We start from the raw sequence: 26,821 nt of genomic DNA on the forward strand, positions 1-26,821 counted from the left end.
AACAAATGGCCGGTTACAGTAATATCTGTGCCGGCCATTGCAATGTTAGTAAATATTTTTAAGGTTTTATAGGACGCTGACTAATAACGGCACCTTTAAAAGAACGATCACTAAACAGTTTATTTTTACTGGAAACTTCAGCACTTATGCCTAAAGTTGAAGTAGTTGATAATGGAACAAAATTACCTGAAGCGATATAAGAAAGCACATTGGCAAGTGAAGCCTCCTGTATATTTCCCCAATCTTTATCAACACCATCCGCAGATTTGCTATCTAAAGCAATTCCATCGAAATAATTACCCTGGCCATCTTTGTTTGTACTTCTGAAAGAAACGGGGAATATATACCAATCACCCACACCGATAGGAAAATAACCAACCGGTTTACCATAAGTAGGTTTTGGTCCTACCAGTTTCACTTCTACATATGGCTTAAGATTATTGATTAGCAATTCGCTGGCTGATGCTGTATTATCACTTACGATGAAAAACACTCTTGAAGGATTGAGCGAACCAAGCTTTGAAAAGTTGATGCTTTCATTCCATTTTATGTAATTCTTATTAAATACTTCCTTCATCATCAACTGACCTGTCGCCGCCGGCTTAACGAGGTAATTTGCAAGTTTTTCCTGCATTGAAACATAACCACCACCATTATAGCGAAGATCCACAATCACATCCTTTACATTCTCAGAGACAAAGCGACCGAAAATTTGTTGGAAACTGTTATAAATCTGGTTCGAATCACCAAGGAAAGAATTAAAGACAAGGTACCCAACTTTGTTTGCCCCGGCCGTATAAACCGTATCAAGAAAAATCGGATTTTGTTGGTAGGAAGTGGCGGCAAGGGTAGAAGTTGTGCTGGTACCATCCGGCTTCTGAAATTCAAAAACGGTGCTGTTGCTATAAAAAACAGCATCTACAATAGCATTGGAATTAGTAGTAGTTATATTCGAGCTTCCATTGAGCTTAGTGATTCTCCAACCCCTTCTCACTCCCGCTTTTCCGGCAGGGGATTTCTTTTCGACAGACTTAACCCGCAAATCACCCTCGGCCCGGAAAACCACATCTATTCCAAAGTCGCCGGCAATGCCTGAACTCAAATCGTCCCACTCTGCCTTCTTCATGGCAAAACTCCACCTATCTACAGGCTTTGTAAATCCAGGCTCAACGCTGTATTCTCGTATAGCCGTCATAATTTTATTAGGGTCGGCATAAGTCCTTGGTTTAAAAGTGGATGGGATCTGTTCAAACCACAAATAAATATCCTGTGAGTACCCTAGCACGGTGTCCTTTATTTTGTCATTAACCGAACCATTACCGGTAGAATCAACCGGCGGCTGTTCATCTGAAGAAGTTTCCTTCTTACAGGATGACATCAATACAATCCCTGCCACACAAACGGCGAATAAAGAGCTTTTGAATATTTGCATAATCGGAGATGGAATTTGAGAGTAAAATACGTTCAAAGACCCTGAAAAGTTTGGTTTTCGTTAGCGAACCCAGCACTTTAACAAGACCTTAAAAACTAACATAAACGAAGATCATGCCGGGTTTCCAATGGAATGGTGCTTCCCGGAACCGGCTCCCACAGGTGGCTGAATTACCCTGAAGGTGATATTTAAACGTGGAATTGCTGGTCCTGATTGTTTGGGTACCCTATGTTCCCAGAAATGCTGGCTCTCACCGGCCATGATCAGTAGGCTCCCGTTTGAGAGATCCATGGAAATAATCTCCTTTTTTGTCAACCAATCCCTTAACTGAAAGGTCCGGGTGCCACCCAGACTCACTGAACCAATTACCGGGTTTTTGCCCAATGCTTTTTCATTATCTCGGTGCCAACCCATACTGTCCTTGCCGTCGCGGTAAAAGTTGAGAAGCGCGCCAGTGAATTTAACCCCGGCCAGTTGCTCAATCCGCGACCTGATCTCAGTTAATGGTTTTATCCATCGCAGGCCCTCCATTGTGATCCCGGAATAGCTGTAAGCAATGCCGGGGTCACTGTACCAGCAGGTAAGCCTGGGTTGCATGATATCTTTACCGAACATTTTTATTGGTTCCTGTTTCCAGGGTACTTTTTCGGTAAGCTCTTTGAAAAGGGCGTCTGCTTCCGGTATTGGAAAAAAGATGTCGTATAAATGGGCGATTCCATGATGCGGAATCAGGTTTGTTTTTTCCATATTAAATATTGTCTCTTCATACAATTTCCACAAGGGCGGTAACCAGCAGCAGTTGCTTCTTTTATCGATTTAAAAAATACCCGGTTAGCCACTTTCATTCTTTTCCCGGTTTTGCATCCGATCGTACCATAAATTTTCAGGCTGCTGTTGCCTGCGAAACAGATTTCACCAGCCCGGATTAAATTAAACAGCGATCTGCTTGCTAAAAAACCGGTTCCCAATGCTGCATGTGTAATCATAATTTAATTCAAAACACAAATTATTCCGCCATAATAGTGCACGAATAGTACATGAGGTCATAAATTCCAAGCTCATTTTTCTCATACGCTTACTATTTCTCCCAAAAATCCAGAAACTAATTCGCTCAAATCAAGAGGCTTTCTGCTCCAGTTGTGCAGCCTCCCAACCAATTATCGCGGCTTTGCGATTTGTCCCCCAATGATATCCGCCCATCTTTCCGGCAGCCTGAATAACACGGTGACAGGGGATCAGGTAGGCAACCGGGTTATCTCCAACCGCCGTTCCCACTGCCCGTGATGCCGATTCATTTTGAATCTGCCTGGCAATTCCTCCATAGGTATCGAGGTTGCCAAAAGGTATTCTCAGCAAGGTTTCCCAAACTTTCAGTTGAAATGGTGATCCCTTCAGATGCAGTTTGATCTTTTGCAATCCTTTCCAGTCCTGCCTGAAAATAAATAAAGCATTTTGTTGGTGCTCGTCAACAACCTGCCTGTAACTCGCATTGGGAAATTTATTTTTGAGCGACTCAAGCGCCTGGGCATCATGTGCTACAAAAGCCATATAGCAAATTCCTTTTGATGTAGATGCTACCAAAATCTGACCGAAGGGACTTTCTGCAAAGCTGTAATTGATAATCAAGTCCTGGCCACCGTTTTTATATTCACCCGGGGTCATGCCTTCAATACTCACAAATAAATCGTGCAACCTGCCAGTTCCGGAAAGACCAGTCTCAAAAGCTATATCAGCATTAGTAGCTTTATTCTGTCTTAGTATATTTTTTGCATGTTCCACAGTAAGGTATTGTAAAAATTTCTTCGGACTTACGCCAGCCCATTCTGAAAACATCTTTTGAAAATGGAATGGACTAAGATGTATTTCTGAGGCAACCTTGTCAAGGTCAGGTTGATCCTTAAAATTATTTCTGATAAAATCTATTGCTGTCGCAATACGTTCGTAGTTGATCTGTTGTGTATTCATAATAAAACAATTTCCTCAACAAATGTATTTCTCATCTGCTGGCTATTAAACCCGAATCTTGCGAACTTTTCCAGATATTTAATCGCTGAAAACTGAATTTAAGACTTAGCTATATGGATTCAATTACACATATTGCCATTGGTACCTGTATTGGCGAAATAATGCTTGGAAAACAACTTGGAAGAAAAGCCCTTTTATGGGGACTGGTTGCTGCAAGCCTTCCTGATATAGATGCAGTTGGAGGCTTGTTACTGTCTTTACCTGAGGAACTAATAGCACATCGTGGAATTACACATTCTTTATTATTTGCGGTACTGGTCCCATTTTTATTGGCATTTATATGTTCCAGGCTCTACCGCCGACAGAAAATTTCCTACGGTTATTATTATGTGTTCTTTTTTATTCAAATTGTGCTGCATGATTTGCTCGATAGCTGCAATTCATATGGCACAGGGTTCCTGGAACCTTTTTCATCTCAACGCTTTTCCCTGAACCTGCTTTATGTTGCGGATCCACTTTTTTCGATCTGGCCTGTCGTCGCGACTTTAATGATATTTGGTTATCGGGTCAATCACCTGCGACAAAAAAGAATTGCAGGAATGGCTTTATTGCTTTCATTTTTTTATCTGGGTTTAAGCACTCACAATAAAATTATTGCCGGAAAACATTTCGAACATTCATTATCCGGAATGGGCGTCCGGCCATCGGGATATTTTACAACCCCTACCCCTTTTAATAACCTCCTTTGGTATAGCGTAGCCAATGTAGATACAGGTTTTTATATCGGGCATCTGTCAGTTTTTGACGATAGTAACAAACCTGTTCCCTTTAATTATTTTAGTAAAAATGAACAGCAGCTGGACTCAGTGGAGAACCAGGATGAAGTTGCCTTGCTGAAGCAATTTGCAAACAAATATTATACAGTGGAAAGATGGAATGACACGCTGGTGTTTAATGTCCTTAGGTTCGGACAAATGATAGGATGGCAGGAACCTAAGGCTCATTTTGCCTTTCATTATTTCCTGAACCCATCTTATAATAACGACCTGGTGGTTCAACGCGGACGCTTTGAGGGATGGAACAAACAAACACTATCATTTATGTACAGACGAATCAAAGGCAGCGTTGAAGAGAAAGTCGAACAAAAAAATTAGATCCAGGTGGCTGATCCTGCTCCAAATGTTAGACCCTGATGCAAATGTTAGACCCTGATGCAAATGTTAGACCCTGATGCAAATGCTAGAACCTGGTGCAAATGCTAGAACCTGGTGCAAATGTTAGACCCTGATGCAAATGCTAGAACCTGCTGCAAATGTTAGACCCTGATGCAATGTCAGATCCTGATGCAAACCGTTATGGCAGCAATCACCAATATCGTATAGGCACAAACGAACCGATCAACGCTGACCGGTTCGCTTATAATCCATTCAAAATCCTTTCAAACCTTTATTTGACAGGAGATACTAACTGAACTTTAAGAGAGTCATCTTTCTTAGGCTTAGTTGTATCCTTTTTCTTTGGTGTAGTATCCTGGGTCAGATCACGGTATTCATAGCTTCCCGCATTTGTATCTGTGGTTGCCATTGCAAAAATGCACATACCGATTCCTGCTGCTAATAGTAGCTTTTTCATAACATTCAAGTTTTAAGTAAAAAAATGATTAAAAATTTGCTCTACGTTAGGGGAGTACAGTTGTATGGTAGGCTACGGAGTCACTTATTTAGAATATCCCGCGAGATAGTTAACTTATTCTCATTATACTAATAAAGAATCATGCCAGTTTTTCTACTGTTTCACTGGCAGCCCTGCGAAAGCCTTACAGCGACCGTGTTTTGTAGTTTTTTGGCACCTTGTTACTGTCAGGGAGAAATTAGGAATCAGCGATGAAAGCATAGATATCCTTCTGTTCGGTCCAGAACTTGTCAAGACCAATAAGCTCAAATTTGAGAAAAGAAATAATCGCAGGCCAGTCGGATTTAAAATAGACATTTACTTCGCGGCATTCCTGGAAAATTCTTGACACGATCCTGCCTTCTGTAATTTTTAATTGAGATTCTAACTTCCAGTTCGCATCTGTATAATCGATTAGTAAATCAATATCCCGTGTCAACTGATCAAATAGTTTTTTTTGCACCTCCAAATTTGCTTTTGAAAGTTCTATATAAATTCCTGCCTTTTTTTCATTCACTTCGAGCCGGAACTGAACCAGTTTAACACCGGTTTTATAATTTATCCAATTCACTTTGTCAGCTGACGCAGATGGATGTAATGCCATGTATTTTCCAAACGTGGTCCAGAATTCATCCTTTATCTTTTTATCAAACAAACTTAAGAGAATTATGAGTTATGGGTGATGAATTATGAAACGGAGTGATGAATTATAAATGGTTTCATAACTCATAACTCATAATTCATAATTCTGTTGAACTCTTTCCTGGAAATTTTAAGGACTGTGCCATGACGGAGGCCGGTTGGCACTCTTAGTTTATCTGAAATATCAGTCCAGTTTATCAGGTCCTTTGATTCGAGCAAACCATAACGGTGCAAGGTATATTTGTCAAAATACATAAGCCAGCCATCACCTTTGTTAACTACAGTAGGCCCTTCAGCCCAATAATTACCAGTTATTGGCGGCGATGGCTTCGAATATCCTCCGGTAAGCCTGGAACTGGTTGCCACACGTAGATTTTTCTGCGGCGGAAACCTGGTCTCATCTTTCAAAAACATAAAAAAAGTATTACCGTGTTTTCGGATAGATGCATCTATTACATTAAAACCCTGATCATACAAAAGCAAAGCATTTGTGAAAGTTTTGAAGTCTTTCGTGGTGACATAGTATATGCGATGATTGTATTTTTCATCGCCTGTAGAATCTGTAGCCGGAAACCTACCGGTAATGGTAGATGCCCAATAGATCATATAAATACCCTTGTCATAGATAATTTCAGGCGCCCAGCAATTGAGCACTGACGCTTCACCGGCCATCACCGGAACAAATTGTTGCCTACTCCAGGTGACCAGGTCATCCGAGCTTGCATAACCGATTCCTTTGTCGTTCCAACTAACGGTCCACACCATATGAAATTTGCCATCACCGCCGCGAATAATACATGGGTCGCGCATAAGTTTATCATTACTGACTGTTGGTCTGAGAAAAGAGCTATCAGCCCGCAGCGCTTTATAACTGAAGCCATCTTCGCTATATGCAAGATGCAATCCATCCTCACCATTATCTTTAAAATAGGCAAACAGAAATACAGAATCTGTTTGCGCATCAGCGCAGGCACTGAAAACGAAACTGAATAAAAAAAATGAAACGAATCTTTTCACCGATAAAAATTTACAGTTTCAACTGCTATGAATCCGGGGCAAATAAAAACCGGTTACGCTACTGGCGATAACCGGTTTTTTATTTAAAACCTGTTAGCAAGGCTTTCTTTAGAATTTCAATGTTTTTGGGAGATATTTGGCAACCAGCTCCGTATAATAAGGTTTGAGTTCTTCCCAAACTGGTGGAGTTGGATTTTTTGAATAAAGGTCGTAAGGATTGAAAAGTTTCACCCATTTTAGCATTTCCTTATCATGATCATCCAGCAAATGACTGTATTCACCTTCGCGGTGCCATGCATAGAAAGAATGGTAACGGAGCATGTATAAGCCTGGTTCAGGAATATAATCCTTCATCATCTGGTACACATATTCATCGTGACCCCAGGACATATGTACTTTCCGAAGGCCGCAACCTTCTTCATATACACCAAGCCTGGTGTTGTAGCGGGGATCGGAATAATCCGCATTATTTTCAAAAAACTCGGGATAAACAATCTTATCGGAATAAGCACAGCCTACAGGGAAGGTGTCGCCAACAACGGCCCACTGGGGTTCACCAAAAAGACAAAGTGTTTTTCCCATGTCATGCATTAGTCCTGTTAGCACCATCCAGTCTGGATGACCGTCTCTGCGGATGGCCTCGGATGTTTGAAGAAGATGTTGAAACTGATCGAGATCTGTATCAGGATCTGAATCATCAACAAGTTGATTCAGGAATTGGAAAGCATCCCAGACAGGCATTTCTTTCTTATCAAATTTGAGATAATCACCCTTTTTCTGTATCACAAAATCATAATTCTGATAAGTATGATTAAGCCTGTAGAATTCTCTGACCGTATCGCGACCCGGTTCTTCATAATTTCTGAACTCATCTTTCGCTTTGTCCTTAGCGATGGTATCAGGTTCCGGATAACGCTCGAGAACGGCGTCTTCCCATTCATCAAGACTGCGCAGAGGATTTATTTCTTCGGGAGTAAATGATTCGTTTTTTAGCGATGACATAGCTTGTCGTTTATTAATAGTTTAACCTAAATAGATTATCATACAAATTACAAAAATCGGCCGAGAATGCAAAAATCCTGGCTCCGGAACCCCCGGATTCGTTCAGGAAAATGTTTGCAAATCCCATGAAACGAATATATTGTGCAGCCAGAAACCCAATTAACGCTTAACGATTGATATGAAATGCCCATGTAAATTCCGACCAGAAAGGCGAATGTTGCCTGGGCGTTCTCCCGCTAAGGCGGGGCAAGCTATCCGACCCGCCTGCCAGAGCACAGCGGGCAGGCCAATAAAAAATAAAAATTAACGGATGAAACTAGCGATTGCCGATTACCTTGTAATCATTGTTTATTTTCTTTTTGTAATAGGTGTTGGATTTATCATCAAGAAAAAGATCAAATCCAGTAATGATTTTCTCTCCAGTTCCCGTAATATTCCACTCTGGATTACCAGCCTTGCGTTTATCTCTGCTAATCTTGGGGCACAGGAGGTTCTTGGTATGGTTGCCTCAGGTGCTAAATACGGCATAATGACCGTCCACTTTTATTGGGTCGGGGCGATTTTTGCCATGGTTTTCCTCGGTGTATTTATGATGCCATTTTATTATGGAAGCCGGGCGCGTAGTGTTCCCGAATATCTCAAACTGCGATTTGATGAAAAAACGAGGGGATTGAATGCCATATCCTTCGCCGTTATGACGGTTTTTTCTTCAGGGATCTCATTATATGCCCTGGCTAAATTGCTTGAAGTAATTCTTCATTGGGATTTTGATATCTCTATCTGGATCGCGGCCGGAATCGTGGCGACTTATACTTTCCTTGGAGGACTCACCAGCGCTGTATACAACGAGGTATTACAGTTTTTCCTGATCGTACTTGGATTGTCACCGCTTGTTATTGTTGGTCTCCAGGATGCGGGCGGATGGGAAAATATAAAATCCCAGCTTCAACCTGAAATGACCCATGCCTGGAAATATATGGGTGACGCTGATAGTAACCCAATGGGGCTGCATTTTATGTCATTGATTTTCGGGTTGGGCTTTGTAATGTCCTTCGGTTACTGGTGCACAGATTTCCTGGTTGTGCAGCGGGCAATGATTGCTAAAAATATGGGGGATGCACAACGTACTCCAATCGTAGCTGCGCTGCCTAAGATGCTGATGCCGATTATTGTTGTACTTCCTGGCATAATTGCGATAGCACTGATGCAACCTGCGCTTCAATCAAAAGGTTATAGTATACCATTGACAGATAACGGAGAACTGGATTATACTATGACACTCCCTTCCCTGGTTGCTCATTATTATCCAAGTGGATTACTCGGGGTGGGTATTACGGCATTAATAGCATCGTTTATGAGCGGTATGGCAGGTAACGTAACTGCATTTAATGCCGTCTTTACCTATGATATCTATCAACCCTATTTTGTAAAAAACAAATCCGATAAACATTACCTGCAGGTTGGAAAATTCATTACCGTGATCGGGATCCTTTTTTCAATCCTGACAGCATACATCGCTAAAGGTTTTAACAACATAAATGACTTCCTGCAACTGGTGTTTGGATTTGTAAACGGTCCCCTGTTCGCAACCTTCCTGCTTGGTATGTTCTGGAAAAGAACAACCGCGCATGGAGCTTTCTGGGGGCTGGTTGCGGGAACATTAGGTGCTGCTCTTACACATGGACTTACTGTTGCCGAAGGTAAAGGCGGATGGATTGCTGAGGTATGGGAAATCAAAAGCGGTATGGGTCAGGCCTTTATTGTAGCATCTGTATCGTGGGTGGTAAATTTTTTCACTACCATTATCGTAAGCCTGTTTACCAAACCAAAATCCGATGAAGAGCTGATAGGACTGGTTTATTCTCTCACTGAAAAACCAAAATATCACGAGGGTAAATGGTATCTGCGTGTGGTACCCCTGAGCATCATCCTGATTGTACTGACACTTATTTTAAACTTTGTTTTCTTTTAACTAACGCATATGTATAAGCGATTAAACGAACTCAGTTTTGTGATTGGTTTATTCTTTTTACTTGTTTCGGTCATACTAATGATCAATGGATTTATGAACGAGTCTGCAAAAAGCAATCTTACCTTTTATACTGCCGGTGGATTTCTCCTTTTCGGAATTTTTATGGTTCTCACAAAAAGCAAACCCGATTAAGACGATCTCCACATCCATCTGTATAGTTGGTGCAGGACCAGCCGGCTCAACAGTGGCACTTCAGCTGAATCGCCTGGGTATTGCATGCACAGTGATAGATAAAGCAAAGTTTCCCCGTGACAAAGTTTGTGGTGACGGCCTGAGTGGAAAAGTGATTACGATACTGGAAAAGATTGACCCGGAAATAGCTCAACGTTTCCGGGCTTTCGAAAACAAGCAACCAAGCTGGGGTGTCAGCTTTGTATCACCCGGACGTTACGCAATGCCTATTCCCTACAAAGCTGATTACAATAAGGCAGTTGATAAACCGATCGGTTTTGTTTGCAAACGGTTTCATTTCGATAATTTCCTGGTCGATGAATTGAAAAGAGCTACCGGAATTGATCTTATCGAAGGTATTGGTATCGACACTTATGAAAAGGTTGAAAATGGTTACCGTTTGTCGGATGCACAAGGAAAATTGGAGGTAACCTGTTCGTTGGTAATAATCGCAAACGGGGCACATTCTGCTTTCACAAAAAAACATGCTAAATTTTCATATACCCTTCACGAGTATTCTGCAGGTGTTCGTGGTTATTTCACGAATGTCAAAAATCTGCATAGTGATCAATTCATCGAGCTGCATTTTTTAAATCAATGTCTTCCCGGATATCTCTGGATCTTTCCTTTACCTGGTGGTGAAGCAAATGTTGGCCTGGATATGCTAAGCAGCGACGTTAGCAGGAAAAAAATAAACCTTCGAAAATTACTCATAGAGACAATTGCAACAGATCAGGCTCTGAAAGAAAGATTTTCTGAAGCAACACTTAACGGTAAGGTTGAAGGTTATGGCCTGCCACTGGCAGCCAGAGAGAGAAAGATTTCAGGTGATAATTATATGCTCGTGGGTGATGCAGCCTTTATGATTGATCCGCTTACAGGCGAGGGTATTGGTAACGCTATGTATGCGGGAAGAATTGCGGCTATACATGCAGCGAAATGTGTAAATACAAAAGACTACTCATCTGAATCACTGTCAACTTATGACCTGGAGTTATACAGGGTACTCGGACCAGAGTTTAAGTTAAGTAAACGGTTGCAGAAACTTGCAGCCTATCCGCGTCTGTTTAACTGGCTGATGAAAAGAGGTAGTATTTCGAGGGCGTTGCAAACCCTGATTTCAGGTATGCTTTATGATGTTAAACTAAGAAAACAGCTTGCTTCTCCCAGGTTTTATATTCGCCTGCTAATGCAAAAATTCTATAAATAAAAAAAGCAGCCAGCAATTTGTTGCCAAACGCCGACTGCCCGCAGGCCGACCATCAGCCCACTTTTTTTCATCCGAAGTAAATGAGCATTGCTGCTTTACTGACCTCAGCATTGCTCAACAAAACAAATCCCTGATCTTATCTTAAATGGACAAGTAGATTGGTTTGTGAATGGATATTGAATTTTTCAACGGGGCGTTTCATCAGGTTCACAGCATCATGCAGCTACTACAGTATTACAGTAATGCATAAATGATTCCGACGATTCATAGCTTTCTATATGTACAGACTCATTTTCAATGGCTGTATTTTCAAAGGGCCAGGGATTATCCTTTATGTTTCATAAGGAACGAAGTTCCATTGGGTGGGTTATTTAAGCAGCCGATGATTCATAGGGTACATGATTCATAAAACACATTAATCATAGGGCAGATTAATTATAGGGCTGATGACTCAAAGGGCGGATACCTGGAATGTCCGATGCTTCAAAGGGTGTATACGTTAATAGCACCTACTGTCTATTATTGAAAATAAACAAGCAGCCACAGTTTCATATACAATCGGTAAAGTTGGCGGAGATAATAGTAGTGTAAAAACCCGATCAGTTAAAATGGAAGATATTAGAGAGATTTCGTCAACTCCTGTCCTCATTATCCATGGCATTTAATGCCCTACTATTCAGTTCCAGCCGCAAAATTACGAAAATGTAACATGCGTTTCTTACTTTAAATTCTCTCTTATCATAACATTAACGATTGTCATTAAAAAACCGTCTAAGCCAGCAGGGATGCAGCTTAAGGTTTACACACCAGGAATTTATGCTTAACAAATTCAGGCAGAACAAGATAAAGCAGATACCGTGTTTACCAGCTGCTGTTGTCTCTGCGCCTAAACCTTTTTTATATCCGGAACATTGCCAGCGGTTTACACCTACATCTGTCTAAGTGCAGATTCCGACTTGATTTTTCCGGTCCGGATTATTTATCTAACAATAATACAATGCAAAAATGATGATAACAGCCTCGAATAACCGCAAATGCACTGTTCAAAATTATGCGGATTTGTACTTGATAGTAGAGTAAAAACGTCAGTTAAATGTTAAGTAAATATGAATTTGAAGCAATTTTTATTGAATAATTGGATTGAATTATCGGCTGGACATCATATTAATTTATTTACCAAATGCTTGACAAGCAAGGGTTTCATAAGATGTTTCCAGGGTTTAGCATACGGAAAACAGCTTGATGTTGATTTTAGGACCGGAAAAACCCGGCGTATGTTTGCATTACGAAAGACGAACAGGCGAATACGAAACGCCGAAAAGTCACAAGCTCCAACTTTTGCCAGCCGCACGATTGCTACATTGAACAAACCGTATTTCCGGTTTTATAAATTAAGATTTCAATTAACAATCAATATTCAACTAACAATTTTTTATTATAACATTTTAATCTAAAACTCTAAAAACTCAATTATCATGAAAAAAGTACTAGTAACATTCGCACTGTCTTTATTTTTTGTTTTATCTCTTAACCTTACTGCATCCGCTACGGACGAGAAAAAACCTTCTTCTATCGAAGTTAAATTGATCAGCTCAGTTGACGAAGCTCCGGTTTTCCAACTTGATCTCAACAACAAAGAAGTTGAGGAATTTTATATAACAATCAAGGACAACCTTGGTAATACTTTGTATGCTGATAAAGTTAAAGGAAGCTACATCTCAAAGAAATTCAAGTTGAATCCAGATGGTATGATCGATGAGAATATCCGTATCGAAGTTAAATCTAAGAAGACTAACAAATCTGAAGTTTATACTATCAACAGAAGTTCTAAATATGTATCTGAAACTGTTGTAAATAAATTATAAGGTTATCTGAACCCTCTAATAAAAGCCCTGGTCTTTGACCGGGGTTTTTTATTGTCCTTACATGTCACAGATTTCTGAGTAAATTTGGGCTATGAAGGACTACAAAAAATACTATTTACTTTCAGGCAAACCGGAGGAAGTCTATATTGCGCTTACGAACCCGGCAACCATTCAGTTGTGGTCCGGCGAACCTGCCGAAATGAGTACAGAACCGGGTTCAGAATTCGCGCTTTGGGATGAAACTATCAGCGGTAAAAATCTCGAGTTTATTCCAGGCAAAAAGATAGTGCAGGAGTGGTATTTCGGGGATCAGGAGGAAAAATCGATTGTAACTATCATAATTCATGATCATAAAAACGGAAGTTCCGTAGAGTTGAGGCAAACCAACATTCCCGATGAAGATTTTGATAACATAGTTGAAGGCTGGAATGTTAACTATTTTGGTTCCCTGGATGAATTTTTTGATTGATGTTGCATTTATAACTGTTGCATAGCTTTTACGATATCCTTTGCAGGTGCCTGTTCACGGAACATTTTCGCAAGCTTTCCGGATTTATTATAAAGTACAACAAAAGGAAATGTCCTGATATTATAATGTTTCTGAACAACAAGTGTCATCCCTTCGGTACCAACTTTTATATTTGGATAATTCTGAATAGAAAGATCGTTCGCAAACTTTTTAACTTCTGAAATCGGAAAATAGGTAACCATTATCAGTTGTTTGGTCCCAAATGTTTTTGCGCTTTTTAATATCTCTGTGGTCAGTTCTTTGCAATGATCACAGTCAGGGGAAAAATACATCAGCATAACCGGCTCATTTTTCTTTAACTCAAATGCCCTGAGATTTTTATTATTGATAAGGGTTATATCGAAGGGGGCCAGCGGCTTTGATTCAGTATTCTGCCCGCTAACTGATAGGAAACTAAAAACGACAAATACAAATAAAACGATATTTCTTCCCATATATACTTGTTTAGCAATCCCCAAAAATAATTATAAATTGTCTTCGCCGGAATAATTAATTCACAAAACAATTTCGTGTTATGAAGTTTCATGACGCCGTTTCACTTATCAATCATCCGGGAATCATGTCTAACGACAATACAACCTGGGCTGATCTCGGTTGCGGAAACGGACTTTTCTCAAAAGCGCTGGCTTCATTGCTTAGACCTTCAAGCACAGTTTATGCAATAGATAAAACACCAGGGATCAAAGACAGCAAAACTGAAAACGCTGTTAATATCATAGCCAGGAAAAATGACTTTACTGAAGATGAACTTGATTTACCGACCCTGGATGGTATACTGATGGCCAATTCGCTGCACTATGTTGAAGACAAATTCACATTTATCAATCAGATTAGTGAGAAACTTAAGCCTGGGGGCATGTTTATCATTGTAGAATACAACAGTGATCGCCCGAACCGTTGGGTTCCATATCCCTTGCCATTTTCAGCGGTTTCAACATTATTCACCCAGGCGGGATTTAACAGCATAGAACTGATTAGCACGATTCCTTCTGTTTACAGGGATGCCGATATATTCGGATGTATAATGTTCCTGCAATAAAGCATCCGTCTTAAGATGCTGTGAATATTAGATTATAAGACGCCAGTAATTAAGCCCCTGTAAGTAATAGTTTATAAGACGCCAATAATAATACCAGTGCAAGCACATATTTAAGGATCTGTTGGTTGAATTTCAGGGCTCCGAAATACGCGCCGAATAAACCACCGCTGAACGCGACAACAACATAAGCAATCATGTCGGGGCCGAAACTAATACCAGTACTTAGCTGGCCGGCAAGTCCGGAAATTGAGTTCACAAAAATAAACAAAGCGCTGATTGCTGCGGTTTGCTTCTGATCTGTCCATTTTAGCATCAACAGGATGGGACTAAGTATGATGCCACCTCCTATACCGATCAGGCCTGATAAAAAGCCAATTGCAGCACCGATAATTACAGAGATAACCAGGTTCGATTTCCTAAGTTCATCTACCGGGATGTTCGGAAAAAACAAAAACCGGCAGACCGGGATCAACAGGAAGGCACCGAGTACTTTTTTATAGATATTACCATCCAATGTAAGGAGGCCTCCGGCGAAAGCAAGCGGGACTGAAGCTATGGCCAGTGGCAGAAATATTTTCCATTTAAAATGTTTACCGCGGTAAAACTGGATAAAGGAAGTAAGAGAAACAAAGAGGTTTAATAGCAGTGCGGTAGGCTTCATAACAGCCGGCGAAACTGCAAACAATGCCATCAATGCCAGGTAGCCGCTTGCACCACCATGTCCGACAGAAGCGTATAAAAACGCCACTATAAAAAGTAAACTATAAAACAGTAAGACCTGGTCCATGCAATTATGTTACGGAAGCATAATATATAATTACGGAAGCAAATGTATATTTACAGTGGCATCTCCTGCAAGTGATGTAATTTCTTCATCAATGACAAGCAAACAATTCGCATTCGCGAATGAACTCAGGCGAAATGATTCCTGAGCATTCAGAAATCTTACAAGGCCATTATCATAAGCTGCTTTCATGAAATGCGTCAGGCCGGCTGGTTTTGTAACAGGCTGCTGTAACTTTGCGGGCTGCTCTTTTAAAACAAAAGGGAGCAGGCTTAATCGTTCAAGGGCGGGCAACACATATTCATAATAACAGGTAAGTACTGACGAAGGGTTACCCGGCAAACCAAATACCGGAACTTTATTTTTCATGCCAAAAAATAAAGGCTTACCTGGTTTTTGCTTCACCTTATGAAACCCGGTTTCAACTCCGCATTCTTTCGCTGCAGATACCACAAAATCGTATTCACCAACACTTACTCCCCCGGTTATTAAAACGAGATCGCTTTCAGTCAAAGCAGTTTTCAACATTTCAGAAGTTGCTTTCAGTGAATCATTCACATAAAAGATATTCACCTTGTTAATGCCTATACTATTCAGGGCTGCCTTCAGGCCAATACTGTTTGACTCAAAAACAAGACCGTATCCAGGTGGATTTCCCCGGGGTTGGAATTCATTTCCTGTAATTATGACTGAAACTACCGGTAATGGATAAACGCTCACTTCTGTGATACCCGTGGCTGCCAGGTAACTTACTGAAGGTGGATTCAAATAATGCCCCCCGGGCAGTAATTGCGCGGATTGCCTGATCTCGGCCCCGACATTTCTTACAAACTGGCCTTTTATTATTTCCTGCCCGGCTACCATTAGCAGGTCTTTCTGCCTGGTTGTTTTCTCCTGCATCACCACCGTGTCTGCTCCTTCAGGCAAAGCAGCACCTGTGAAAATCCGGCAGGCTTCACCAGGTTCCAATATGAAATTTCTGGCATCACCAGTTGGAGGCCCTGCCGCGCGTTCGCCGGATATCTTCATTGGAGAACCGGCAGTATAATGATCAAAGGCGAAGGCATAGCCATCCATGGAAGACTGAACAAAACCGGGAATGTCATATGGAGCAAGTACTTCAGCCGCCAACGCATGTCCTGCAGCATTTTCCAGCATTGATCTTACCGGCGAAAGCGGTTTGCAGGATTCCCTTATTATCTCTTTTGCCTGGCCGACAGAAATCATCTTAAATATTTAGCCACCTATGGTAATCATGGAGCGGTTATCAATATCTTCCGGATGCAAATCGCGAAACAGGTGATCAAACTGACCGCCCAGCTCTTTCGCTTTTTCACCAATGCATTGATGGATCAAAGGCAGGATATCAATACCTGATCGAAGTGGCGTGAGAAGATCAGTTTCTGTTTTTGAAAACAGGCAGTTTTTCAGCTTGCCATCCGCTGTAAGGCGCATCCGGTTACAGCCGCTGCAAAACGGTTCACTCATTGTGCTTATCACAGCAAAGCTACCTGCATGACCCGGAACTGTGTATTTCTTTGCAGTATCATGAATCTCGTTGCGCATTGCCTGTATCTCATACTGTGTTCCAATCTCCATAAGTATTTCCTGCAGGGTCACTACCTTGTTGCTCGTCCATCGGTTGCCGGTAAACGGCATGAATTCAATGAACCTCACTTCAACAGGAATATCTTTTGTCCAGGCAATAAAATCGTTGATTTCATTATCATTGAGTCTCTTCATTACTACGCAGTTCACTTTCACTTTAACGCCGCGTGCCAACAAAAGATGAATATTAGACATCACCGTGTCGAATTGGTTCCTTCTCGTAATCAGGTTGAATTTATCTGCCTGCAGGGTGTCAAGACTTACATTTAAGGATTTGATGCCTGCACCTGCGATCACATCGATCAGGTCATGAACACGTGTGGCATTGGTTGTCATCGTCAACTCGACCGGCATTGCTGCCAGTTTGTTGATGATACTGGCCGCATCTTTGCGGACAAGTGGCTCGCCCCCGGTTAATCTTATCTTATTAACTCCTTCCGAAACAAAAACCCCGGTAATCTTTTCTATTTCTTCCGGCTGCATTAGCCTGGAAGCGGGGGTAAATGCATAATCCTCATCGGGCATGCAATAGAAACACCTTAGATTACAATTATCGGTGAGTGATATTCTAAGATAGCTATGAACCCTGTTAAATTTGTCGATAATCATTATATGCTCCTGCCTGTTTTAATTTGTTGTATCACAGGCAAAGTTCGTTCCCTGCAGCAACATTTGCTTAGCGGGTTTTTAATGCAAAGGCTTCCGCCTGAGCGTTCAATTCTGCAGGCGATAACGCTTTGGATGCCTGATCCACAATTATCCGATAACGAAAGGTAACAGATTCTCCTTTTTTAAGGTGAAGATTTTTTGAAGATTTTCCATTTGTAAATACATTTTCCCCGAGTGGATTGGCAGCAAACAATCCATAACCCCTTGCATGCCAGAAAGTGGGATAGTTTATATTCTGCGGATGATCGATGATTGCAATGCTGATTGAGTCATTTCCTATCTTTCCATACAGGTTCACCCATTTTGCCCTGCTACTCCAGACACTGTCTCCCATCTTACCTTCACTACTCAAATAATTACCATTTGCAATCGCATTTGCCTTTACCACCGTTGCGTTTCCTTTATCGTCTGTAAAACTTTTTTCTTCTTTTGTTGGAATCTGGAGCTCTTTTGCCACACGGATAGCCAACAGGGCATCCTTTGCATCTTTAAACAAAGCATCCTGGGCCGCTGTCAATACAGTGGTGCGATCTATGATCCGGCGGTTCCCGGTACCACTGAACTCAAGCCGGGTGGATTCTTCCACAATCAAATCGTTTTTCTGATTTGTCCAGTTAGCATGATAAGCGAGTATTCCTGTATTACCGTCCTTCGTTTCCGTGATCTTATCTGTTTTGATCCAACCATAAGCAACCTTTTTATCTGCCTTTATTGCATATGAATTATTCCAGAAATCCAGCCCGTTCAAATTCTCATAATTAAACCAGATTCCCATATGATGCGGATGATCATCCGGTTCTCCCGGTTTGGGCATAAGCGGAAACCCTCTTGTAACCATAGTTCCTCCGGCGCTGTACACGGGATAAAGAATAGGCTTTTCAAGCGTATCGGGATACCTGAAACTTGTAAATAATTTCTGACCGATCATCACATCAATCTGATTGCCCTCTTTCTTAACCAGTTTTACCGGTAATGGCTTCTGTGCTATGGTGACTGAAATCATACAGGAAAAAACTATTACAGGGAGGCCCTTTGAAAAAAACTTCATGTTTAATTATTTATTGATCCCGGTAGATAATTAGTATTTAAACACTTTATTGCCCGCCATAACTTCCTGGCTTTTCTCATCGAATGTTGCCTTAAGCCCGGTATGAGAAGCCGCAGTTGTCATAATGTTTGCGATGGAATGACTATATCCTGCTTCAACCGGCGCATTAGGTTCTTTGCGGCTGATTACACATTCCATCCAGTTCCTTACATGGTTTGAAGTTAACCTGTCACCACCCGTGTTTGCCGAAGCCACAACCTGCTCTGTATTTCTCAAGCTCATTTCTTCCAGGAGGTTTGGCTTCATTTTCATAGCCTCTGCATGATTTTTTCGCAGACCGCCTTTTGGTGAAACCTTATTTGTATTCAGATTTAATTCTCCGCCATTTGAATAATATATTTCAGCAGGATTTTCATCGCCATTATGCATACGGGATCCGAAAGTTACCTGGAAACCGCTGTTAGGATCATTTTGAGGTCCATAATCAAACACGGCGGTGAGTGTATCCCAGTTGCGACGACCATCTTTCCAGACATATATACCGCCATTTGCAACTACAGACCTCGGATGTTTAAGCCCGGTGAACCAATGCACGGTATCGATCTGGTGACTCATCCACTGGCCGGGAAGGCCGGATGAGTATGGCCAGAACAGACGAAATTCAAGATAAATACGCGGATCAAATTTTTCAAATGGGCGATTCATCAGGAACCTCTTCCAGTCTGTATCTTTCTCCTGCAGTTGCTCCACAGTTGCAACACGGCGCCAACGTCCCGGCTGGTTTACATTCCATGTAAGCTCAACCATCGTAATATCGCCGAACTTGCCGGATTTAATAAATTCGTTTGCGGCATGATAATTATCGCCGCTTCTTCTCTGGGATCCGATCTGTACGATCTTCTTTGATTCTTTCACGGCCTTCATTGCAGCTTTGTTGTCGTCCATTGTTTCTGCGAATGGCTTTTCAACATATGCATCACAACCTGCTTTCACAGCTTCAATGGTATGCCCCGCATGCTGGAAGTCAGCGGTACTGATAAATACAGCATCAACTATTTTTTTGCTGTATAACTCCTCATTGTTCCGGCAAGCCACAATATCATGTCCCATTTTTTGTTTCCATACAGCTGAACCTTCCTCTCTCCTTTTGTTCCAGATGTCTGAAACAGCTGTTACATCAAAGTTCAGTTCTTTATAGTGTTCCATGAACGATGGAATATGTGAAGATCTGTGCCTGTCAGAAAATCCAACCACTCCAACTCTTACCCTGTCATTTGCACCGATGATCCTTCTATAGCTCTGTGCACTGAAACCGGCATTTGCGGCCAACACACCCGCACCCGCGAGTGCAGACTGCCTGATAAAAAAACGACGTGAATTTTTCATATGTTTTAAAATAAATATTAATGCAATCGGGATATTATATAATCAATCAGTTCTTTGTTTCCACGCTCCTTACACCAGTATTTCCACCACCCGCGAGAGTTAGCGTTATAGGCTTATTTGTTTTCCAGGCGCCACGGGTATAATCAGGGATATCAATCGTTCTTGACTTGTTTGCTACTGAACGCTCACTGAAAACGCCGACGGCACTCCAGGCTGCGGCATCATATACATCCTGGTCCAGTGGTAATCCATTTCTTAGACAATCGATTAATCTCCAATCCATAATAAAATCCATTCCGCCATGCCCGCCGATTTTCTTAGCTATTTCGCCAACATGCTTAACAATTTCCGGGGTAAATTTTTCCTGGATAGATTTCATCTGGTCTTCTTTAAGCCACTCGTGCCCGAAAGCAATTCTCTCCGGGGCCGGGTATTTACTGGCCATTCCTTTAGTTCCACTGATCAGGTGAATCCTCGAATAAGGCCTGGGTGAAGTTACATCATGTTGAATCATCATGGTCTTGCCTTTTGCCGTCTTAACCATGGTAGTATTCATATTGCCCCTGAATTTTGCATTACTGAATTCCTTGAAAAAATTATCCTTTGCTGCAAGATCCTTTGCCATTGCAGCCATCATAAAATCATTACTTGACATGGAAACCAGGTGTTCCATCCTGTCACCGCGGTTTATATCAAGGCATTGCGCAATTGGCCCAAGACCATGCGTTGGATAAAGGTTCCCATTACGTTTTGCATTTTCACGGAGGCGCCACATGTCGGAATACCCGTTTTTGTTAAAATTCAGGTCGCGCAGATCATGAATGTATGCCCCTTCTGCATGAACCAGTTCCCCAAACATTCCATTACGGGTCATATTCAGGGTCAGGAGTTCAAAAAAGTCATAACAACAGTTTTCAAGCATCATACAATGCTTTTTTGTTCTCTCCGAAGTTTCAACGAGGTCCCAGCATTCTTTTTCTGTTAGTGCAGCTGGTACTTCGGTAGCAACATGTTTGCCCTGGTTCATTGCATACAGGGCGATAGGAGTATGCAGGGACCAGGGAGTGCAACTGTAAACAAGATCAATATCATTAGATGCTGCCATTGCCTTCCAACCATCGTTACCGGTATATTCTTTTGCTTTGGGCAATCCGGCTTTTGTAAGAATTTCCTGGGCGGCTGTGATTTGTTCAGGTCTTTTATCACACAGAGCTGCAATCTCAACGCCCTCTATATACGACATCCGTTTAACCGCGCCGGGGCCGCGATTACCTAATCCAACGAAACCAATTCTCACCTTATTTAATTTGGGTGCAGCATAACCACACATATTGAATTGCTGAGATCCTGAGACCGGAATTATCTCCTGGTCATTTTCTTTAGCTTCTGCAATTGTAGAAACGCCGGTAGCAAGTGTGCCCATTCCTAACGTTATGTTCCTGATAAATCTTCGTCTGTTTGAACTCATTATAATTTGTTTGAGTATGATTTGTTGGAAGGCTAATGTAGGAATTATTACGGATTGAAAGACGTTAGAGTTAGAAACTCCGTTGCGTCATAATCACCCTGTTTTCAATATTGTGGATGATTGGGTCAGAAATACCGATACTAATCAAAGCGAAAAGGTTTTCGTAGAAATTTGTATGATTATTTCAACTCAGTGTTTACCCCGCTATTCGGGATAATCCGGTCTTTGGTTAAATCCTCTGGCAATTATACTTGCTATTACGAGCTGTGCAGCATGATAAATCATCAGTGGTAACAATATAACGCCCAGCAATGGTGAAGCACTGAATAAAACCTTCGACATAACAGTACCATGAACAAGCGACTTTTTTGATCCGCAAAAAACCGCTGTAATCGTATCCTCCTTGTTGAAGCCCAGCAAGCCACAAACATACCTGATGATAAAGTAAACAATGAAAAAAAGACCGATCATAGAAGCAGTCAGCACCACCAGTGTCAATAAATTAAAATTCTCAAATCTTTTGTTGAGAAATGATTCTGCAAAGGATGTATAGACAATGAGAAGAATGATGAACTGATCAAAGTATTTAAAATACTTTTTATGTTTTTCCGCAAAGGCTCCCCAATGTTTATTTAATAGCAAGCCTGCTATAACGGGTATGAGTACCTGTATAACGAGCTTTATAATCGTATCCCCGGTTCCTGTACCAATGTTGTCAGCATCAAGTACAAGATTCAGCCATAATGGTGTGATAAAAATACCTATCAGGCTTGAAATACTTGCATTGAAAATGGCAGCCACTAAATTTCCGCGGGCAATCGACACCATCACTACGGATGAAGAAACAGTGGACGGGAGTGCAGCCAGGAAGAACACCGCCAGCCAGATATCCCCGTAATTGGCTTTGTCGAATATCCACCGGGTGCATAAAATGATTACCGGGAATAAAAGAAAGGTTGATAGTTGAACTACCATATGCAATTTCCAATGCCTTAGTCCCGCTTTGAGTTTAACCTGGTCCAGTTTCAGACCGTAAAAAAAGAAAATGAGTGAAACACCATATCCCGCAAATTGTGAAAGTGAAAATCCATTGTATTCCATTGATCCCTGTGGCCATAGCCAGCCAACTACAATCATCAGGAGTAAGGCAATGACAAAACCATCAAGTCCCCCTTTTTTTAACACAGTAATAAAACCTGAACCATTGGGCATCGTTTTCTATTAGTATATTATTGCTTCTATTATTGCTTCCCTGATCTTATGATCGTGTCCGAGCAAAAATATACAAATAAGGCCAGAGCCAGGTATAAGGCTAAAAGCAAGATTACACGAAGAGCAAAAAAAATCTGCAAAATTCAATGTCTGCTCCTTCACAAACAGCATTGAATTTGCAGAATCTTTAGAAATACGTTAGTATCTCAGACTTCAAAGGGTAAATCATACTCCTTGCTTACGGGCCTGGAGCTTCGGGTTTTAACGACAACTTTTGCTTTCAGCGGGCTACCTGTAACCAGGTAATTTCTTATATATTGATCTTCATGGACGGCCCATGATTTATCTTCAAGGAAGTATTCGGACTCACCTGTTTTACCAGCTTTGTAAGCCCATTGTTCAACAATATTTGGTTCATAATTAATGATTATACCCATTGCATGAACCTGGAGTCCCGGGAGTGCAGCATTACCCAGCTCGCTGAATTTCAACACATGTACACGAAGCGATGAGCCATCTTCAAGATCTTTAACAGACCATTCGTCAATAACCGTAACCTGATTTGCCATTTCTTTATTGTTTAAACAAATCTACAACCGTAGATAACCCTGGTAATCCTTTACTGAGCCACCCGCAAATTTATTGAGTAGATAACCGGATAGATGAGAAAATAGTAAAGCAGATCAGAAAGCAAGTCGTTTTGTCGGCTTTACTAATGGAGTGGCAGTAAGTTTATCGGTTATCGCTTTTACTTTTGTTTCATCGCCGGCTGCTTTATAAAGTTTAAGTAAGCCTTCATATACCCGGGGTATATATGGATTCAGGGCCAATGCATTTTCATATTGCTTTGTAGCTTCGGTATTATTTTTTGATATCTCTGCTATATAACCTTTGGTATAGCTGAGTTGAGAAAGATAGAAGTCATCTCCTTTTGCTTCCACTTTTTTTGACAGGCTATCTGCCTCAGGAAGATATCCTGCAGTTGCTAATAAGCGAATATAACGGAGTTGATCTGTCCCTGCTTTCATCTTACCCGAAAGAAATGGTTTTATATAAACAGAAACAGAATCTGTATTTCCAATGGCCTGGTAGTTTTCTGCAATCTTGAGATAGTAATCGGATCTTGCACTACCTGAAGCGGCAAGTATACGCTGCGCTTCAAGTATCGTATTGATCGCTGCCTCATACATTGCATGTGCCGTTAAAGCATCAGCATATAGGTTCCTGTATTCAAAGTTCTGCGGTTTCTGTTCAACAAATTTTTTCAAACTCTCCACGGTTTCAGGATCGCCCAATATTGCCCGCACTGAAGCTGCATAAGCAAGCGCATCATCCCGCCTGTCCCGGAGATAAGTAGAAATAACGGAGCCTGATTTTCCATAGGCTTCGGCAACTTCAATTGATTCATTCATCATGCCATTGCGACGATACATTTCACGGAACTGCATATTTAATCCGGCGATCTCCTGGAAATCTGTTTCCAATTCTAATGCCTTTTGATAAAGTGCTGCCTGTTCAATAACTGCGTCCTTTGTATTCAACAAACCGGCTCCCTGCTTTGCATTTATTAAACGTGCATCTGCGCTGTAAACAGGCGCATAATTGGAATCTATTTTACCTGCTTTGTCCAGCCACTCTATTGCCGCGGAAAAATCTTTTGCATCTGACTTCAATTGCGCATAAGCAATAAACGCCGGCAAATATTTAGAATCATACTGAAGAGCTGTATCGAGATACCTCGCTGCTAATCCTGCTTCGCTGTTTCTTGCCCGGGCCGACATATTTACATAGATCTGTGACCAGTTACTGGCCATAGAGCTGGTATTGCCCGCCAGGTAAGCTTTTTCTTTTTTCACAAGTTTATCAAGGAAAGCATACATACCGGGATCCTTTGTTCTAAGATCGTTGGTAGTATTCATAGACTTGAAATCAAGTGGATGAACTTTCACCGGTTCAAAATAGGCAGGATAAGTCTGCGCGAAATATTCACTTTCATTATTCTGGGAATAATAATCGAGTGTACGCTTTTCTTTCATCGCGGTATAATAATGAGTGCGGATCTCCCTGTTTTCCTGGTCAGTTAGCACCCGGCCATGGAAAAGGTGAACGTATTCATGTAATATTACATTCCTTTCAAGAAATGCACCCCGTTCCACATATTCAATGGCAGCTGCACCACTTCCAACACCACGTATATCCATCCATTGCCTGTTATCAAATGTGGTCATATACCTGAATGATTGTTGGCCCATCGCAACAGCAAGGTCTATATGTAAAGGTGGTATCCGAAAACTATTTTGTTGTTTTGTACTTTTTCGTCGTCTGCAGTTGCATAATCAGCATAGGTCAGATTGGTGTGCCCATTGCCCCAATGCCAATGAGTTTGAAAATGCAACGGATTCACTGCCAGCGCAATTTCCCATTGCGCGGCCATTGCATTGAGCTGTGTAGCATCAATCCTGCGCCAGATCGCATACCCGTAGCTAAATCGCGCATCTGCATTGAAAGGATCCAACTCGAGTGATTTTTTCAACGGGGCTTCTGCTTTGTCAGGTTCCTGGTTCCAGAAAAAAACATCGGCCTCCAGCTGAAATGCGGAAGCATTGCGGATATTTTTTTTCTGCAGATTTTTTGCTATCGCCAGGGCTTGCGGATACCGCTTCTGAAGCAACAATGTACGGCCGAGCATCAACATTGCCCTATCGGATGAGGGGTATTTTTCAAGAAATGTAAGACAGGTTTTTTCAGCTTTTTGAAGTTCCCAGGCCTGTATTTCAAGGTATGCTTTTAACAAAACCGCCTTTTCGTTTACCGGCTGTTTCGACAGGACCCCGGTCACCAGTTTTTCACTTTTGTCAAATTCGTTTTGCAGGATATAAAAATCGGCCCGTAACAATTTTCTTTGATAATTATCAGGCATAACCTTCAACGCTGTCTCTGCTTCCCTCCACATGCCGAGCTCCAACATCTTAGAAACGGATTCGGGATCATTTTTAGAGGTCAGATTTCTGCGCACCTCGTCAAGCAATTTCATTGCACTGGCGGTGCTATCAGGACTAATGGTCTGACCCTGCAGTGAAAACATAATAAAGCTGCCGGCAATAACCGGCAGCCATGACTTTGAATATAACAATGGCATTAAATTTTAGCGCAGATTACCTGATTTCAAACTGATAATTTCCTGCCATAAGGTTGAAGCTTGTTTCGGCATTCAGCGTCTTTTCTAAGTTAAGGGACATTGTCGTATTGTTTGTTACAATTTTCCCGTTTTCAAAAAGTTTTTTTCCATTTGGCAACTGCAGTTTCAAGGTAGCAGTCGAGTTTGCGGGTATACTGATATCATATATGATACGGCCACCCGATTTTTTCCATGAAGAAATTATTTTACCATAAGGACCTGTATGAGTTGCTTCAAAAGCATTGAGGCCGTTTACAAAATTCGGTTGCAATAATACGTTCCTGAAGCCTGGATTTTTCTCATCAGGTTTAATACCACCAGGACCCTTAAATAACCATGCACCGATTTCGCCAAACATAATATGGTTTCTTGAGATATCTGACTTGGCATCGATGGGCCAGTTCTCATAAAGAGTGGTAGCACCATTAACAATCCACCATCCCCAGGAAGGAAAGGTTTCCTGCGAAGCAATTTTATATGCAACATCAGCATAACCATTTTCACTAAGTGCATTTAATATGGCTTTAGTGCCTAGTAAACCAACGTCGAGATGAAAGGCATCCTGCTCAACACGTTTGGCAAGGTTCGCTGCCACTTTTGCTTTAAGCGAATCCGGAACAACACCCCACATTAAAGGAACACTTAGCTCTGTTTGTATTCCTGAACCATAGATCCCGGTTTTTGCATCGAGGTATTTTTTATTGATCGCGTTTCTGATGCGTTTTGCCAATGCATTGTATTTTATTGCATCAGATTTTTTGCCCAGCAGAGAAGCAGTCTTCGCAAGAATATTTGCATCTGCATAATAATAAACCGATGATGTCAGTTCAACAGGAGCCTTGGATTTTACAGGCACCCAGTCACCGAGGCCCCAGGTAGTAAGACCATCCGGC

Annotated in this window: 27 protein-coding genes; 7 read left to right on the forward strand and 20 right to left on the reverse strand. The window is 41.5% G+C overall.

Going from position 1 to position 26,821, the window contains the following annotated elements:
• Positions 1-58 precede the first annotated feature (58 nt).
• The 4 genes from VK664_RS21570 to VK664_RS21585 form a co-directional block, all read right to left on the reverse strand.
• Entirely contained in the window at positions 59-1,432 is a 1,374-nt protein-coding gene (locus VK664_RS21570; RefSeq protein ID WP_461400776.1) for a S41 family peptidase, read from the reverse strand.
• Positions 1,433-1,543: 111 nt separating this feature from the next.
• Positions 1,544-2,179, reverse strand: coding sequence for an alpha-ketoglutarate-dependent dioxygenase AlkB family protein (locus VK664_RS21575; protein WP_461400777.1), 636 nt, complete (start codon positions 2,177-2,179; stop codon positions 1,544-1,546).
• The gene (locus tag VK664_RS21580; RefSeq protein ID WP_461400778.1) at positions 2,161-2,418 is read right to left on the reverse strand and encodes an Ada metal-binding domain-containing protein; all 258 of its coding nucleotides are present in this window, start codon (positions 2,416-2,418) and stop codon (positions 2,161-2,163) included. The genes VK664_RS21575 and VK664_RS21580 overlap by 19 nt, the downstream gene beginning before the upstream one ends.
• Positions 2,419-2,548: 130 nt before the next feature.
• A complete protein-coding gene (locus VK664_RS21585) occupies positions 2,549-3,397 on the reverse strand; it encodes a bifunctional helix-turn-helix domain-containing protein/methylated-DNA--[protein]-cysteine S-methyltransferase (protein ID WP_461400779.1) in 849 nt (282 codons plus the stop codon).
• A gap of 113 nt (positions 3,398-3,510) precedes the next feature.
• Here VK664_RS21585 and VK664_RS21590 point away from each other — a divergent pair, with 113 nt between their 5' ends.
• Positions 3,511-4,551 (forward strand): metal-dependent hydrolase, encoded by a 1,041-nt coding sequence (locus tag VK664_RS21590; protein WP_461400780.1) that lies wholly within the window; start codon positions 3,511-3,513, stop codon positions 4,549-4,551.
• Between the two features lie 292 nt (positions 4,552-4,843).
• Here the strand turns inward: VK664_RS21590 and VK664_RS21595 are convergent, their stop codons facing one another.
• The 4 genes from VK664_RS21595 to VK664_RS21610 all read right to left on the reverse strand — a co-directional run bounded on the left by VK664_RS21595 (position 4,844) and on the right by VK664_RS21610 (position 7,729).
• On the reverse strand, positions 4,844-5,029 hold the full coding sequence (locus VK664_RS21595) for a hypothetical protein (protein WP_461400781.1): 186 nt from the start codon (positions 5,027-5,029) through the stop codon (positions 4,844-4,846).
• A gap of 238 nt (positions 5,030-5,267) precedes the next feature.
• Positions 5,268-5,723 (reverse strand): DUF4268 domain-containing protein, encoded by a 456-nt coding sequence (locus tag VK664_RS21600; protein WP_461400782.1) that lies wholly within the window; start codon positions 5,721-5,723, stop codon positions 5,268-5,270.
• Positions 5,724-5,794: 71 nt separating this feature from the next.
• Entirely contained in the window at positions 5,795-6,727 is a 933-nt protein-coding gene (locus VK664_RS21605) for a glycoside hydrolase family 43 protein (protein ID WP_461400783.1), read from the reverse strand.
• Between the two features lie 108 nt (positions 6,728-6,835).
• On the reverse strand, positions 6,836-7,729 hold the full coding sequence (locus VK664_RS21610) for an inositol oxygenase family protein (protein WP_461400784.1): 894 nt from the start codon (positions 7,727-7,729) through the stop codon (positions 6,836-6,838).
• Between the two features lie 310 nt (positions 7,730-8,039).
• Between VK664_RS21610 and VK664_RS21615 the strand changes: the two genes are divergently transcribed.
• The 5 genes from VK664_RS21615 (at position 8,040) to VK664_RS21635 (ending at position 13,476) form a co-directional block, all read left to right on the forward strand.
• Positions 8,040-9,701, forward strand: a complete 1,662-nt coding sequence (locus VK664_RS21615; RefSeq protein WP_461400785.1) for a sodium:solute symporter family protein — start codon at positions 8,040-8,042, stop codon at positions 9,699-9,701.
• A gap of 9 nt (positions 9,702-9,710) precedes the next feature.
• On the forward strand, positions 9,711-9,893 hold the full coding sequence (locus VK664_RS21620) for a hypothetical protein (RefSeq protein ID WP_461400786.1): 183 nt from the start codon (positions 9,711-9,713) through the stop codon (positions 9,891-9,893).
• The gene (locus VK664_RS21625; RefSeq protein ID WP_461400787.1) at positions 9,838-11,142 is read left to right on the forward strand and encodes an NAD(P)/FAD-dependent oxidoreductase; all 1,305 of its coding nucleotides are present in this window, start codon (positions 9,838-9,840) and stop codon (positions 11,140-11,142) included. The genes VK664_RS21620 and VK664_RS21625 overlap by 56 nt, the downstream gene beginning before the upstream one ends.
• A 1,475-nt stretch (positions 11,143-12,617) precedes the next feature.
• Entirely contained in the window at positions 12,618-13,007 is a 390-nt protein-coding gene (locus VK664_RS21630) for a hypothetical protein (RefSeq protein WP_461400788.1), read from the forward strand.
• A gap of 91 nt (positions 13,008-13,098) precedes the next feature.
• Positions 13,099-13,476: an SRPBCC domain-containing protein gene (locus VK664_RS21635; protein WP_461400789.1), complete on the forward strand. Its 378-nt coding sequence runs from the start codon at positions 13,099-13,101 to the stop codon at positions 13,474-13,476.
• Between the two features lie 8 nt (positions 13,477-13,484).
• Here the strand turns inward: VK664_RS21635 and VK664_RS21640 are convergent, their stop codons facing one another.
• A complete protein-coding gene (locus VK664_RS21640) occupies positions 13,485-13,970 on the reverse strand; it encodes a thioredoxin domain-containing protein (protein WP_461400790.1) in 486 nt (161 codons plus the stop codon).
• A gap of 80 nt (positions 13,971-14,050) precedes the next feature.
• Here VK664_RS21640 and VK664_RS21645 point away from each other — a divergent pair, with 80 nt between their 5' ends.
• Entirely contained in the window at positions 14,051-14,575 is a 525-nt protein-coding gene (locus tag VK664_RS21645; RefSeq protein ID WP_461400791.1) for a class I SAM-dependent methyltransferase, read from the forward strand.
• Between the two features lie 49 nt (positions 14,576-14,624).
• Here the strand turns inward: VK664_RS21645 and VK664_RS21650 are convergent, their stop codons facing one another.
• The 11 genes from VK664_RS21650 to VK664_RS21700 form a co-directional block, all read right to left on the reverse strand.
• Positions 14,625-15,362, reverse strand: coding sequence for a sulfite exporter TauE/SafE family protein (locus VK664_RS21650; RefSeq protein ID WP_461400792.1), 738 nt, complete (start codon positions 15,360-15,362; stop codon positions 14,625-14,627).
• A gap of 30 nt (positions 15,363-15,392) precedes the next feature.
• The gene (locus VK664_RS21655; RefSeq protein WP_461400793.1) at positions 15,393-16,586 is read right to left on the reverse strand and encodes a molybdopterin molybdotransferase MoeA; all 1,194 of its coding nucleotides are present in this window, start codon (positions 16,584-16,586) and stop codon (positions 15,393-15,395) included.
• Between the two features lie 9 nt (positions 16,587-16,595).
• Complete coding sequence (moaA, locus tag VK664_RS21660) at positions 16,596-17,576, reverse strand: GTP 3',8-cyclase MoaA (protein ID WP_461400794.1); 981 nt, start codon at positions 17,574-17,576, stop codon at positions 16,596-16,598.
• A gap of 67 nt (positions 17,577-17,643) precedes the next feature.
• Positions 17,644-18,684, reverse strand: a complete 1,041-nt coding sequence (locus tag VK664_RS21665) for a DUF6807 domain-containing protein (protein WP_461400795.1) — start codon at positions 18,682-18,684, stop codon at positions 17,644-17,646.
• A gap of 30 nt (positions 18,685-18,714) precedes the next feature.
• Positions 18,715-20,070 (reverse strand): Gfo/Idh/MocA family protein, encoded by a 1,356-nt coding sequence (locus tag VK664_RS21670; protein ID WP_461400796.1) that lies wholly within the window; start codon positions 20,068-20,070, stop codon positions 18,715-18,717.
• Positions 20,071-20,116: 46 nt separating this feature from the next.
• A complete protein-coding gene (locus VK664_RS21675) occupies positions 20,117-21,538 on the reverse strand; it encodes a Gfo/Idh/MocA family protein (protein ID WP_461400797.1) in 1,422 nt (473 codons plus the stop codon).
• Positions 21,539-21,742: 204 nt separating this feature from the next.
• On the reverse strand, positions 21,743-22,750 hold the full coding sequence (locus tag VK664_RS21680; protein ID WP_461400798.1) for a bile acid:sodium symporter family protein: 1,008 nt from the start codon (positions 22,748-22,750) through the stop codon (positions 21,743-21,745).
• Positions 22,751-22,956: 206 nt separating this feature from the next.
• Positions 22,957-23,319: a hypothetical protein gene (locus tag VK664_RS21685; RefSeq protein WP_461400799.1), complete on the reverse strand. Its 363-nt coding sequence runs from the start codon at positions 23,317-23,319 to the stop codon at positions 22,957-22,959.
• A 114-nt stretch (positions 23,320-23,433) separates the two neighbouring features.
• A complete protein-coding gene (locus VK664_RS21690; protein ID WP_461400800.1) occupies positions 23,434-24,978 on the reverse strand; it encodes a tetratricopeptide repeat protein in 1,545 nt (514 codons plus the stop codon).
• Between the two features lie 38 nt (positions 24,979-25,016).
• Entirely contained in the window at positions 25,017-25,883 is an 867-nt protein-coding gene (locus tag VK664_RS21695) for a tetratricopeptide repeat protein (RefSeq protein WP_461400801.1), read from the reverse strand.
• Positions 25,884-25,905: 22 nt separating this feature from the next.
• Positions 25,906-26,821: alpha-L-rhamnosidase-related protein (locus VK664_RS21700; protein WP_461400802.1), on the reverse strand; the 916-nt coding region annotated here is incomplete at its 5' end.

The sequence above is a fragment of the Flavitalea sp. genome (assembly GCF_035489435.1).
In the GTDB taxonomy this organism is placed as follows: domain Bacteria; phylum Bacteroidota; class Bacteroidia; order Chitinophagales; family Chitinophagaceae; genus DATHKG01.